The following is a 12,933-nucleotide window of genomic DNA, read 5'->3' as shown; positions in this document are numbered from 1 at the left end:
CTGCAAACAAGGCATCCTGCCAGCTAAATGTGCCCTCCGCAAACGCGGAGGGCAAAAGGCAAACCTTACTCGCCTTGTTCTGCTACCGGAGCTTCCGGTGCGGCAGAGGACTGTTCGGTTGCTTCTTTGATGCTCAGACGTACACGGCCCTGACGGTCAACTTCCAGGACTTTAACCGGTACTTCCTGATTCATCTGCAGATAGTCAGTCACTTTCTCAACGCGCTTGTCAGCGATCTGAGAGATGTGAACCAGACCTTCTTTACCGCCACCGATGGCAACAAATGCACCAAAGTCAACGATACGGGTTACTTTACCGTTGTAGATACGGCCAACTTCGATTTCTGCGGTGATCTCTTCGATACGGCGAATCGCGTATTTCGCTTTTTCACCGTCGGTTGCTGCGATTTTCACGGTACCGTCATCTTCGATTTCGATGGTGGTCCCGGTCTCTTCGGTCAGCGCACGGATAACAGAACCGCCTTTACCGATCACGTCTTTGATCTTGTCTGGGCTGATCTTAATGGTGTGGATACGCGGAGCGAACTGAGAGATGTCGCCACGTGGCGCGTTAATCGCCTGTTCCATCACGCCCAGGATGTGCAGACGTGCACCTTTAGCCTGGTTCAGCGCAACCTGCATGATCTCTTTGGTGATACCTTCAATTTTGATATCCATCTGCAGCGCAGAGATACCGTCGCGGGAACCCGCTACTTTGAAGTCCATATCACCCAGGTGATCTTCGTCGCCCAGGATGTCAGACAGAACAACATAGTTGTCGCCTTCTTTCACCAGACCCATCGCGATACCCGCAACGGCCGCTTTGATTGGCACGCCTGCGTCCATCAGAGCCAGAGAAGCACCACACACGGAAGCCATGGAAGAAGAACCGTTGGATTCGGTGATTTCAGAAACCACACGAACGGTGTACGGGAATTTTTCCAGATCTGGCATAACTGCCAGCACACCGCGTTTGGCCAGACGACCATGACCGATCTCACGACGCTTCGGAGAACCAACCATGCCGGTTTCGCCGACGCAGTATGGAGGGAAGTTGTAGTGGAACAGGAAGTTGTCAGTACGCTCACCCATCAGTTCATCAAGGTTCTGCGCATCACGGGTGGTACCCAGGGTCGCGGTAACCAGCGCCTGAGTTTCGCCACGGGTGAACAGTGCGGAACCGTGGGTACGTGGCAGTACGCCAGTACGCACGTCCAGACCACGGATCATGTCTTTTTCGCGGCCATCGATACGCGGCTCGCCTGCCAGTACGCGGCTACGAACAACGTTTTTCTCGATAGCGTGCAGGATTTCACCCAGTTCGTTCGCGTCAAGGGATTCATCTTCTGCAACCAGCGTGGCGATGGTTTCTGACTTGATCACGTCAACCTGAGCATAACGCTCTTGTTTGTCGGTGATGCGGTAAGCGTCGCTCAGGCGCGCTTCAGCCAGTGCAGCAACGCGCGCGTTCAGCGCTTCGTTGACGGCTTCTGGCTGCCAGTCCCAACGTGGTTTACCGGCTTCTTTCACCAGTTCGTTAATTTCTTTGATAACAACCTGCTGCTGGTCGTGACCAAATACAACAGCACCCAGCATCTGGTCTTCGCTCAGCAGTTCTGCTTCGGATTCAACCATCAGTACAGCACCTTCGGTACCGGCAACGACCAGGTTCAGTTTGCTTTCTTTCAGTTCGTCCTGAGTCGGGTTCAGCACGTATTGGTCATTGATATAACCTACGCGCGCAGCACCGATTGGGCCGTTGAAAGGAATCCCGGACAGGGACAGCGCAGCGGATGCACCGATCATGGCCACGATATCTGGGTTAATCTGTGGGTTAACGGAAACAACGGTCGCGATAACCTGAACTTCGTTCACGAAGCCTTCTGGGAACAGCGGGCGAACCGGGCGGTCAATCAGACGCGCAATCAGGGTTTCACCTTCGCTTGGACGGCCTTCACGACGGAAGAAGCTGCCTGGGATACGGCCAGCAGCGTAAGTACGCTCCTGATAGTTAACGGTCAGCGGGAAGAAGTCCTGGCCTGGTTTCGCTTTTTTCTGGCCGACAACGGTTACGAAGACCGCGGTGTCATCCATGCTAACCATAACGGCTGCGGTCGCCTGACGCGCCATCATGCCAGTTTCCAGGGTTACGGTGTGTTGGCCGTACTGGAACTTACGAACGATCGGATTAAGCAAAATTCTATCCTTTCTTAATTATGCGGCGGAACACCCCATGGTGCGCCAGCCAATGAAACCGATCTTCTTTGCATCCTCGCGACTAATGACAACCCTAACCCGGTCTGGGTAAAGCCTCTCATTAGCCGCGCGAACCTCTGCAATGAAGAATATGCACAACAACAATACATTATACCCGTTATCTTTCAAAATACTGCTGTGTTGGTAATTCCAGCTCAATTTTGTCTAAACGAGATGATTTTACCGAAACATCAGGCAGTGATTTACGGGCACTTCTTTCTCATAAATTGCTGTCATCTGGTGGAAAAAAGGGGCCATAAAGGCCCCTCTTTCTGAAACTCGCTAGAATTAGCGACGCAGACCCAGACGCTCGATCAGCGCGGTGTAGCGTGCAACATCTTTACGTTTCAGGTAGTCGAGCAGTTTACGACGCTGAGAAACCATGCGCAGCAGACCACGACGGCTGTGGTGATCTTTTTTGTGCTCTGCAAAGTGACCCTGCAGGTGGTTGATCTGTGCAGTCAGCAGTGCAACCTGTACTTCGGTAGAACCGCTGTCGTTTGCGCCACGACCGAACTCAGAAACGATTTGTGCTTTAGCTTCAACGCTTAGAGACATTTTGAACTCCAAATTTAAAAGAAAGAAAGGGTGCCGATCTCTAATTCAGCAGCCCCTGATATAACGCTCGCCAATTGTTAAACAATTACGCGGACGTTAAGCCGCGATATTCTACCCGCAGCGCTCTGTTATCGCAAGCCACAGAGTCAGGCTTACTCGGCGTATTCAACGACCAGACGGCGTGGAGCCACGCGGCCTTCATCATCGATTTCACCCATACCGAGAAATTTCCCTTCATCACCCTCGGTTACGCGCACCAGCCCGTCCAGCGGCGCACCGCTCGTCCGTACCGGGTTACCGTTTTTAAAGTAAACCGACGATGTCAGGGGAAGATTAACGATGGGATAATCCGAAGCTGGACTGTCCATCGGCATTAATAACGGATCGAGCAATTCTGCTGCCGGTACACCCTGCTGCTGCGCCTGTTCAACCAGTGCTTGCAGCTGCTCCAGCGTCACCATGCGATCGACCGGATATTTGCTGACAGCCAGACGGCGCAGGAAAATCACGTGCGCGCCACAGCCGAGCTTTTCACCCAAATCGTCGATGATGGTACGAATATAGGTGCCTTTCGAACAATGAATTTCCAGCTCCAGTTCATTACCTTCATGACGAATAAACAACAATTCGTAAACGGTAATCGGCCGTGCTTCACGCGGAACATCAATCCCCTGGCGGGCATACTCATACAGCTTTTTGCCTTGATACTTCAGCGCGGAGTACATGGATGGCACCTGTTGGGTGTCACCACGGAAACTCTCAAGCGCATCGGCAAGCTGGGCATCGCTAAAGCTGACCGGACGCTCTTCCACGATCTGCCCGTCTGCATCCGAAGTATCGGTACGCTGGCCTAAGCGCGCAATCACCCGATAGCGTTTGTCAGAATCCAGCAGATATTGGGAAAACTTAGTAGCTTCGCCGAGGCAGATCGGCAGCATGCCGGTGGCCAGCGGATCCAACGCACCGGTGTGACCCGCGCGATTGGCATTATAAATACGCTTTACCTTTTGCAGGACATCATTGCTGGAGGCACCCTGAGGCTTATCCAGCAACAATACGCCGTGGATATCACGGCCGCGACGACGAGGACGACTCATCAGTCCTCCTTGCTGTCGTCCGGGTTCACACGACGTTCATCGTCATGCTTCACCACGTTGCTCACCAGGTTAGACATGCGCATCCCTTCAACCAGCGAGTTATCGTAGAAGAAGGTCAGTTCCGGCACGATACGCAGGCGCATGGCTTTACCCAGCAGCGAACGGATGAAGCCAGACGCTTCCTGCAGCGCTTTGATGCCGGCTTTGACGGCCGCTTCATCTTTGTCGTTCAGGAAAGTCACAAACACTTTGGCATAAGCCAGGTCACGGGACATCTCAACACCGGAAACGGTGGTCATCATACCCAGACGCGGGTCTTTAATTTCACGCTGCAGGATGAGAGCAATCTCTTTTTGCATCTCCTGAGCCACGCGCTGCGGGCGACCAAATTCTTTCGCCATAATAAATTCTCCAGACAAAAAAGGGGCTATCAGCCCCTTTTGAAATAATTGCCGGGTGGCGCTTCGCTTACCCGGCCTACGCAACATCATCTTCTCAGGACTTTGGGCTACACATCAGCAGCCCTAAAGACAACGAAGATTATGCGATGGTACGTTGGATTTCGATGATCTCGAACACTTCGATCATATCGCCAACGCGAACGTCGTTGTAGTTCTTAACGCCGATACCACATTCCATACCGTTACGGACTTCGTTAACGTCATCTTTGAAGCGGCGCAGGGATTCCAGCTCGCCTTCATAGATAACCACGTTGTCGCGCAGAACGCGGATTGGGTTGTGACGCTTGATGGTACCTTCGGTAACCATACAGCCCGCGATCGCACCGAATTTCGGTGATTTGAACACGTCACGCACTTCAGCCAGACCAATGATCTGCTGTTTCAGTTCCGGAGACAGCATGCCGCTCATCGCTGCTTTCACTTCGTCGATCAGGTTATAGATGACGGAGTAGTAACGCAGATCCAGGCTTTCGGATTCAATCACTTTACGCGCAGAAGCATCCGCACGAACGTTGAAGCCAACCAGGATTGCATTGGATGCTGCAGCCAGAGTTGCGTCGGTTTCGGTGATACCACCTACGCCAGAACCGATGATCTTCACTTTAACTTCGTCAGTAGACAGTTTCAGCAAGGAGTCGGAGATCGCTTCCACAGAACCCTGAACGTCGGCCTTCAGAACGATATTCACTTCGTGAACTTCGCCCTCGGTCATGTTCGCAAACATGTTCTCGAGTTTAGATTTCTGCTGACGAGCCAGTTTAACTTCACGGAATTTGCCCTGACGATACAGCGCAACTTCACGTGCTTTCTTCTCGTCACGAACCACGGTCACTTCATCACCGGCAGCCGGCACACCGGACAGACCCAGGATTTCAACCGGGATAGATGGACCCGCTTCCAGAACTTCCTGACCCAGTTCGTTACGCATTGCACGAACACGGCCGTATTCGAAACCACACAGAACAATATCGCCCTTGTGCAGAGTACCTTCACGAACCAGAACGGTAGCTACTGGGCCACGACCTTTGTCCAGGAAGGATTCGATAACTGCACCGCTCGCCATACCGTTACGGATAGCTTTCAGCTCCAGAACTTCTGCCTGCAGCAGGATAGCGTTCAGCAGGTCATCAATACCGGTACCGGCTTTCGCAGATACTGGGATGAACTGAGATTCGCCGCCCCACTCTTCCGGCATAACGCCGTACTGAGACAGTTCGTTCTTCACGCGGTCCATATCGGCTTCTGGCTTATCGATTTTGTTCACAGCAACAACCAGCGGAACCTGAGCCGCTTTCGCGTGCTGGATAGCTTCGATGGTCTGCGGCATCACGCCGTCATCTGCTGCAACAACCAGAACAACGATATCCGTTGCCTGCGCACCACGAGCACGCATAGAGGTAAATGCGGCGTGGCCTGGGGTATCCAGGAAGGTGATCATCCCGTTTTCAGTTTCAACGTGATATGCACCGATGTGCTGAGTAATGCCGCCCGCTTCACCAGAGGCCACTTTCGTTGAACGAATGTAGTCCAGCAGAGAGGTTTTACCGTGGTCAACGTGACCCATGATGGTCACAACCGGTGCACGTGGCTCAGCCTGTGCGCCAGTATCACGGTCGCTCATTACCGCTTCTTCCAGCTCGTTTTCACGACGCAGGATAACTTTGTGGCCCATCTCTTCGGCAACCAGCTGTGCGGTTTCCTGGTCGATGACCTGGTTGATGGTCGCCATTGCGCCCAGTTTCATCATCGCTTTGATGACCTGAGAACCTTTGACCGCCATCTTGTTAGCCAGATCGCCAACGGTGATGGTTTCGCCGATCACAACGTCACGGTTAACTGCCTGAGCTGGCTTCTGGAAGCCCTGCTGCAGGGAAGAACCTTTACGCTGTTTGCCGCCTTTACCGCCACGAACCGCTGCACGCGCTTCTTCACGATCGGCTTTAGATTCAGCGTGCTTGTTGCCTTTTTTCGCTGGACGAGCCGCTTTTGCGCTACGAGTACGGCCACGGCCGCCTTCAACTTCACGGTCGTTTTCGTCTTCAGCCTGACGAGCATGCTGGGAGGTGGTGACGTGATAATCGCTGGTATCTTCAGTCGGTTCAGCGTTATTCACACCATTCTTCTCGTTTTCTTCTGCCATACGGCGAGCTTCTTCCGCTACGCGGCGCGCTTCTTCTTCAAGCTTGCGGCGTGCTTCTTCTTCCGCTTTACGCTTCAGCTCAGCTGCTTCATTTTCACGGCGGGCTTTATCGGCCTGGGCGGTTTTTGTCATATCGTCGGTCTGTTGATTGCTCACTTTGTCTTTTTCCGCAGCTTCACGTTTCGCTTTATCAGCGGCTTCACGTTTAGCTTGTTCTGCGGCCTCGCGTTCAGCTTTATGTTGCGCCTCGCGTTTGGCCGTTTCTTCTGCCTCACGACGGGCTTGCTCTTCCGCTTCACGCTGCGCCTGCTCTTCCGCGGCAAGGCGTTCAGCCTCTTGCGGATCGCGTTTCACAAAGGTGCGTGTCTTGCGGACTTCGATTTGTACCGATTTACTTTTTCCACCGGTACCAGGAATGTTGAGAGTACTGCGCGTTTTGCGCTGCAAAGTCAACTTATCCGGGGCAGAACCGTTTTCACGGTTCAAATGCGCCAGTAAGGTTTGCTTCTCTTGTGCGGACACAGAGTCATCGGCAGACTTCGGGATACCAGCATCAGCAAATTGCTGTACCAGGCGATCCACGGAGGTCTGTATCTCTGCAGCCAGCGATTTTACGGTTACATCTGTCATACTGTTCCTTCCTGCTACAGTTTATTACGCTTCGTCACCGAACCAGCAAATATTACGGGCAGCCATAATCAGCTCACCGGCTTTTTCGTCGGATAACCCTTCGATATCAGCCAGATCATCAATGCCCTGTTCGGCGAGATCTTCCAGCGTACAAACACCACGGGCAGCCAGTTTGAAGGCCATCTCACGATCCAATCCTTCCAGATTCAGCAGATCGTCAGCCGGTTTATTATCACCGAGGCTCTCTTCCTGGGCCAGTGCCAGAGTGGTCAGTGCGTTTTTAGCACGCTCGCGCAGTGCTTCAACGGTGGCTTCATCCAGGCCGTCGATAGCCAGCAGCTCTTTCATTGGCACATAAGCCAACTCTTCAAGCGTTGCAAAGCCTTCTTCAACCAGTACCGTTGCGAAATCTTCATCAATATCGAGATATTTGGTGAAGGTATCAATGGCTGCATGCGCTTCAGCCTGATGCTTCGCCTGCAGGTCATCAACGGTCATGACGTTGAGTTCCCAGCCGCTCAGCTGTGACGCCAGACGGACGTTCTGGCCGTTACGACCAATCGCCTGTGCCAGGTTACCGGCTTCCACGGCGATATCCATGGTGTGCTTGTCTTCGTCAACCACGATGGATGCAACATCAGCCGGTGCCATCGCATTGATGACGAACTGCGCCGGGTTATCATCCCACAGGACGATATCAATACGCTCGCCGCCCAGTTCGGTAGAAACCGCCTGAACACGTGCGCCACGCATACCGACGCAAGCGCCAACCGGGTCGATACGTTTGTCGTTAGTTTTAACGGCAATTTTCGCACGAGAACCTGGATCGCGAGCGGCAGCTTTGATTTCGATAACTTCTTCGCCAATTTCCGGCACTTCAATGCGGAACAGTTCAACCAGCATTTCTGGTTTAGAACGAGTGACGAACAGCTGTGCACCGCGCGCTTCAGGGCGTACGGAATACAGCACACCACGGATACGGTCGCCTGGGCGGAAGTTTTCACGCGGCAGCATATCTTCACGCTGGATAACAGCTTCAGCGTTGTTGCCGAGATCCAAAGAGATGTTGTCGCGGTTTACTTTCTTAACCACGCCGGTGACGATCTCACCTTCGTGTTCACGGAACTGATCAACAACCATTGCACGTTCGGCTTCACGTACTTTCTGCACGATAACCTGTTTCGCAGTCTGGGTGGTGATACGGTCAAAAGTCACAGATTCGATCTGGTCTTCAACGTACTCACCCACGTTCAGACTTTCGTCTTCAAAACGTGCGGCTTCCAGAGTGATTTCTTTGGTTGGCTGGGTGACTTCTTCGACGATAACCCAACGGCGGAACGTGTCAAAATCACCGCTACGACGGTCGATTTCTACGCGAACGTCGATTTCTTGTTCGTATTTTTTCTTGGTTGCTGTAGCCAGCGCACTTTCCAGCGCTTCAAAAATTTTCTCGCGTGGCAGTGATTTTTCGTTGGAGACGGCTTCAACAACGGCCAAAATTTCTTTGTTCATCGCGGGCTTTTCACCTCAATCCAGACTGTTAAAAGTGGGGAACCAGGTTCGCCTTCTGGATATTACTCAGCGCGAACACTTCATCTTTACCTTCGACTGTGACAGTGATCATTTCACCGTCCACCGCTTTGATAATGCCCTGCCATTTACGACGGTTTTGTACCGCCATACGCAGAACCAGCGTTACCTCTTCACCCATGAAACGCGTGTAGTGTTCCGCGGTGAACATAGGACGATCGAGGCCCGGAGAAGAAACTTCCAGGTTGTAGGCCACGGTGATCGGATCTTCAACGTCCATCACCGCACTGACCTGGTGGCTCACATCAGCACAATCGTCAACATTGATGCCATCTTCACTATCAATATAGATGCGCAGTGTCGATGTGCGACCACGAATAAATTCGATGCCGACCAGTTCATAGCCCAGGGCTTCAACCGGCGCTGTAATCATCTCTGTTAATTTTTGCTCTAATGTGGACAAACCCACCCCCAAGACATAAAAAAAGGGCCTAAAGCCCAGTTATTCTGTAGTCAGATAACAAAAAACCCCGATAAATCGGGGCTTTAGATAACTGAACCCTATAGCCGCAACTGCGGCCTGGAGAACCTTCCGAATAGAATTTTTTTCAAATCCAGCTACGAAGGCCTAAGTCTTCACAGTATATTTGAAAAAGAACTCTAAGGGAAAGTGGTTGCGGGGGCCGGATTTGAACCGACGACCTTCGGGTTATGAGCCCGACGAGCTACCAGGCTGCTCCACCCCGCGCCTGAAACGTGGCAAATTTTACGCGTTTTGAGTAAAAAATGCAAATAATGCTGGGATTTGGTACCGAGGACGGGACGTAAAATCGACCTATAGTATAGTGATGTCGATCACAGCTTGTCAACCTCACATTCTATGCAGAAGAAATGCGCCCGCAGTCGCGATAAGGTACCCCTAGCGACTCTCGCTTCCACCACGGTTTTTTTGAATAAAAATGCATGAAGCACTTCCAGTCCCGAGCAAAAGATGATTAAATTAAAACTCATTTATTTTGCATAAAAATTCACTGACAGCGGAAGGCTATTCCACCTTCAGTCACTTAAGCAGGGTTTTACTTTATGACGACGATTCTCAAGCATCTTCCAGCAGGTCAACGTATTGGTATCGCCTTCTCTGGCGGTCTGGACACCAGCGCAGCGCTGCTGTGGATGCGAAAAAAAGGCGCTGTCCCTTATGCATATACTGCAAACCTGGGTCAGCCTGACGAAGATGATTATGATGCTATCCCTCGTCGTGCTATGGAATATGGCGCAGAGAACGCTCGCCTGATCGACTGCCGTAAGCAGCTGGTTGCTGAAGGTATCGCCGCCATTCAGTGTGGCGCATTCCACAACACCACCGGTGGTCTGACCTACTTCAACACCACTCCGCTGGGCCGTGCTGTGACCGGCACCATGCTGGTTGCCGCCATGAAAGAAGATGGTGTCAACATCTGGGGTGACGGCAGTACCTATAAAGGAAACGATATTGAACGTTTCTATCGCTATGGTCTGCTGACCAACGCCGAGCTGCAGATTTACAAACCGTGGCTGGATACCGATTTTATCGATGAGCTGGGCGGACGCCATGAAATGTCCGAGTTCATGATTACCTGTGGCTTTGACTACAAGATGTCCGTTGAAAAAGCGTATTCAACCGACTCCAACATGCTGGGCGCGACGCACGAAGCGAAAGACCTCGAATTCCTGAACTCCAGCCTCAAAATCGTTAACCCGATCATGGGCGTCAAATTCTGGGATGAGAACGTCAAAATCCCTGCAGAAGAAGTGACCATTCGTTTTGAACAGGGTCACCCTGTTGCGCTGAACGGTAAGACTTTCAGCGACGATGTCGAGATGATGTTGGAAGCCAACCGCATCGGCGGCCGTCACGGTCTGGGTATGAGCGATCAGATTGAAAACCGTATTATCGAAGCGAAAAGCCGTGGCATCTACGAAGCCCCGGGGATGGCGCTGTTGCACATCGCTTACGAACGCCTGCTGACCGGTATCCACAACGAAGATACCATCGAGCAATACCACGCACATGGTCGTCAGTTGGGTCGCCTGCTGTATCAGGGCCGTTGGTTTGACTCCCAGGCGCTGATGCTGCGCGATAGCCTGCAGCGTTGGGTTGCCAGCCAGATCACCGGAGAAGTGACGCTGGAACTGCGTCGTGGCAACGACTACTCGATCATGAACACGGTTTCCGAAAACCTGACTTATCAGGCAGAGCGTCTGACGATGGAAAAAGGTGACTCAATGTTCACTGCTGAAGATCGTATCGGCCAGTTGACTATGCGTAACCTGGATATCACCGATACCCGTGAGAAGCTGTTTGGTTATGCTAAAACAGGCCTGCTCTCCGCCTCTTCCACAAGCGGTGTTCCGCAGGTAGAAAACCTGGAAAGCAAAGCTAAGTAAGCCTGAAAATTCTCTAAAAAGGCCGCGCTCGCGGCCTTTTTTTACGCCCGGATAATGACGCTACTTCCGCCGCCATTCACCCGGCGTTTTGCCATAGTGCTTTTTAAAAGTTTTTGAAAATGACGCCTGCGACTGAAATCCACAGCGCTCGGCAATCGTATCCAATCGAGCCTGTCGGTCTTGCTGTAGCAACCGTGCGGCCATCGCCATACGCAGCTGAGAAAGCCAGGCCTGCGGTGTAAGGTGATAAACGCGAGCAAAGTGACGGGCGAAAGTTGCGCGTGATAAAAAGGCGCGTGCCGCCATACTTTCCATCGTCCAGGACTGTTCCGGTGTCGACATCACTGCCAGTACGGCTGGCATCAGCCGTTCATCACTCATCAGCCGCATTAGGCCAGCAGGCGGCTCCTTCATTCCCAGCAACGTGCGCAGCAGCAGTACCAGCAGTGTGTCGCCGAGGCTACGAACAATCGCCGCACCACCGGGACGATCGGCAATACTTTCGCGCACCAGGACGTTAAGTAAAATCTCCAGCTCCGGGCACTCTGCGCGCTCATCAGTATGCAGATGAACCAACTCGGCCTCTTCCGCAAACAACCAGCTTACATGCGGTCCAAAATAAAATTCACCGCACAGCATCTCCAGCGTATCCGCCTGCGCTTCGGTACGCATTTCGGTCAACGTCCCGTTAAAACGATGGGCAACGGGCAGCACCTGCCCCCATTCGACTAAGCTTTCCATTAAATGCGGAGAGCCATGGGGCAGCAGGATCACGTCCCCCGCGCGCATATCACGGGTTTGATTGCCAACGGTGAGACGGCCTTCACCGCGCAGTACAAAATGCCACGGCACGATTCCGGTGCGCATTTGATCATGGCCCACCTGCCAGCGACCGCCAAAACGGCAGTGCAAATTCACTTCACAACGGGGGGCCAGCAGCGTTAATAGGTGGCTCAGACTATCCATATGCCTCCTGAGACGATAAGACAAAAAGATGAGACGCAGACCGGCAGTCTATCATGGGTCTGGGAACTAAGATGTCTGCGTTGACACAACATCCCCTCATATCACAGGAGCACACCATGAGCCGTTTAGCCGAAATTCGTGAACAAGACGCCACCGGTAAAGCCGCTGAAATTTTCGCCGGAATTAAAAAGGCAGTAGGGAAAGTACCGAACGCCTATCTGACTATCGGTGGACACTCACCGGCGGCGCTTCAGCAAGCGCTAGCGCACAATGCAATGCTGCAGAAAGGCAGCCTAAATGCGAAAGAGCTGGAAACTATTAACTTGTCAGTCAGCGAGGCTACCGGTTGTGACTACTGCCTCGCCGCTCACAGCATGATGGCAAAAAACGCGGGCTTTAACCGCGAGCAGATTCGTCAATTGCGCCGAGCCGAGTACACCGAGGATGCACATCTTGATGCGTTAGCGAAATTTGCTCAAACCGTGGTGACCACGACTGGTACGCTGCCACAGGCAGAGGTCGCAGCGCTGAAAAATGCCGGATTCGACGATCGCCAGGTAATTGAGATTATTAGCGCTATTAGCGCCATTCTCTTCACCAACATGGTAAACCGGGTAAATGATACGGTGATTGATTTCCCGAAGGCTGACTGATAGGGCTTTATAGGCCTGATACGTACTGTGTTATCAGGCTATTCTGCACACGTCATCGGATAGCGGCACAAAAATACAGACGAAAAAAAAGACGCTTTTCAGCGTCTTTTTTTGGAATATTGGTACTGAGGATGGGACTCGAACCCACAAGCCCGTTAGGGCACTACCACCTCAAGGTAGCGTGTCTACCAATTCCACCACCTCAGCACAGATACT

At 52.4% G+C, this 12,933-nt stretch carries 10 protein-coding genes and 2 tRNA genes; 2 read left to right on the top strand and 10 right to left on the bottom strand.

All coding sequences use genetic code 11. From position 1 onward, the window contains the following. Window positions 1-65: 65 nt before the first annotated feature. From pnp to KP80_RS10800, 8 genes are all read right to left on the bottom strand, one after another. The gene (gene pnp / locus KP80_RS10835) at window positions 66-2,195 is read right to left on the bottom strand and encodes a polyribonucleotide nucleotidyltransferase (protein ID WP_052283655.1); all 2,130 of its coding nucleotides are present in this window, start codon (window positions 2,193-2,195) and stop codon (window positions 66-68) included. 348 nt (window positions 2,196-2,543) lie between these two features. After that, window positions 2,544-2,813: a 30S ribosomal protein S15 gene (rpsO, locus tag KP80_RS10830; protein WP_035891092.1), complete on the bottom strand. Its 270-nt coding sequence runs from the start codon at window positions 2,811-2,813 to the stop codon at window positions 2,544-2,546. 152 nt (window positions 2,814-2,965) lie between these two features. Next, window positions 2,966-3,910: a tRNA pseudouridine(55) synthase TruB gene (truB, locus tag KP80_RS10825; protein ID WP_052283654.1), complete on the bottom strand. Its 945-nt coding sequence runs from the start codon at window positions 3,908-3,910 to the stop codon at window positions 2,966-2,968. Further along, on the bottom strand, window positions 3,910-4,311 hold the full coding sequence (rbfA, locus tag KP80_RS10820; RefSeq protein ID WP_052283653.1) for a 30S ribosome-binding factor RbfA: 402 nt from the start codon (window positions 4,309-4,311) through the stop codon (window positions 3,910-3,912). The genes truB and rbfA overlap by 1 nt, the downstream gene beginning before the upstream one ends. A 139-nt stretch (window positions 4,312-4,450) precedes the next feature. Continuing rightward, a complete protein-coding gene (infB, locus tag KP80_RS10815; protein WP_052283652.1) occupies window positions 4,451-7,141 on the bottom strand; it encodes a translation initiation factor IF-2 in 2,691 nt (896 codons plus the stop codon). 24 nt (window positions 7,142-7,165) lie between these two features. Further along, a complete protein-coding gene (nusA, locus tag KP80_RS10810) occupies window positions 7,166-8,653 on the bottom strand; it encodes a transcription termination factor NusA (protein ID WP_052283651.1) in 1,488 nt (495 codons plus the stop codon). 28 nt (window positions 8,654-8,681) lie between these two features. Then, window positions 8,682-9,134 carry a ribosome maturation factor RimP gene (gene rimP / locus KP80_RS10805; protein WP_052283650.1) on the bottom strand — a complete coding sequence of 151 codons (453 nt, stop codon included), beginning with the start codon at window positions 9,132-9,134 and terminating at the stop codon, window positions 8,682-8,684. A gap of 208 nt (window positions 9,135-9,342) precedes the next feature. Next, window positions 9,343-9,419 (bottom strand) — tRNA-Met (locus KP80_RS10800). Between the two features lie 335 nt (window positions 9,420-9,754). Here KP80_RS10800 and argG point away from each other — a divergent pair. Then, window positions 9,755-11,098: an argininosuccinate synthase gene (gene argG / locus KP80_RS10795; RefSeq protein ID WP_052283649.1), complete on the top strand. Its 1,344-nt coding sequence runs from the start codon at window positions 9,755-9,757 to the stop codon at window positions 11,096-11,098. Between the two features lie 60 nt (window positions 11,099-11,158). Here the strand turns inward: argG and KP80_RS10790 are convergent, their stop codons facing one another. Next, the gene (locus KP80_RS10790) at window positions 11,159-12,064 is read right to left on the bottom strand and encodes an AraC family transcriptional regulator (RefSeq protein ID WP_052283648.1); all 906 of its coding nucleotides are present in this window, start codon (window positions 12,062-12,064) and stop codon (window positions 11,159-11,161) included. A 116-nt stretch (window positions 12,065-12,180) separates the two neighbouring features. Here KP80_RS10790 and KP80_RS10785 point away from each other — a divergent pair, with 116 nt between their 5' ends. Next, window positions 12,181-12,717: a carboxymuconolactone decarboxylase family protein gene (locus KP80_RS10785; RefSeq protein WP_052283647.1), complete on the top strand. Its 537-nt coding sequence runs from the start codon at window positions 12,181-12,183 to the stop codon at window positions 12,715-12,717. Between the two features lie 120 nt (window positions 12,718-12,837). Here KP80_RS10785 and KP80_RS10780 read toward each other — a convergent pair. Next, window positions 12,838-12,924, bottom strand: a tRNA-Leu gene (locus KP80_RS10780). Window positions 12,925-12,933 lie beyond the last annotated feature (9 nt).

Source organism: Kluyvera genomosp. 1, assembly GCF_001266615.1.
Classification (GTDB): domain Bacteria; phylum Pseudomonadota; class Gammaproteobacteria; order Enterobacterales; family Enterobacteriaceae; genus Kluyvera; species Kluyvera cryocrescens_A.
The sequence above is the reverse complement of the archived record's forward strand: the minus strand, read 5'-3'. Positions and strand labels throughout refer to the sequence as shown.

Bases quoted from the DNA above. Each gene is read 5' to 3' on its own strand.
- rpsO (WP_035891092.1), bottom strand. From the start codon at position 2,813: ATGTCTCTAAGCGTTGAAGCTAAAGCACAAATCGTTTCTGAGTTCGGT.
- truB (WP_052283654.1), bottom strand. From the start codon at position 3,910: ATGAGTCGTCCTCGTCGTCGCGGCCGTGATATCCACGGCGTATTGTTG.
- rbfA (WP_052283653.1), bottom strand. From the start codon at position 4,311: ATGGCGAAAGAATTTGGTCGCCCGCAGCGCGTGGCTCAGGAGATGCAA.
- infB (WP_052283652.1), bottom strand. From the start codon at position 7,141: ATGACAGATGTAACCGTAAAATCGCTGGCTGCAGAGATACAGACCTCC.
- nusA (WP_052283651.1), bottom strand. From the start codon at position 8,653: ATGAACAAAGAAATTTTGGCCGTTGTTGAAGCCGTCTCCAACGAAAAA.
- argG (WP_052283649.1), top strand. From the start codon at position 9,755: ATGACGACGATTCTCAAGCATCTTCCAGCAGGTCAACGTATTGGTATC.
- KP80_RS10790 (WP_052283648.1), bottom strand. From the start codon at position 12,064: ATGGATAGTCTGAGCCACCTATTAACGCTGCTGGCCCCCCGTTGTGAA.
- KP80_RS10785 (WP_052283647.1), top strand. From the start codon at position 12,181: ATGAGCCGTTTAGCCGAAATTCGTGAACAAGACGCCACCGGTAAAGCC.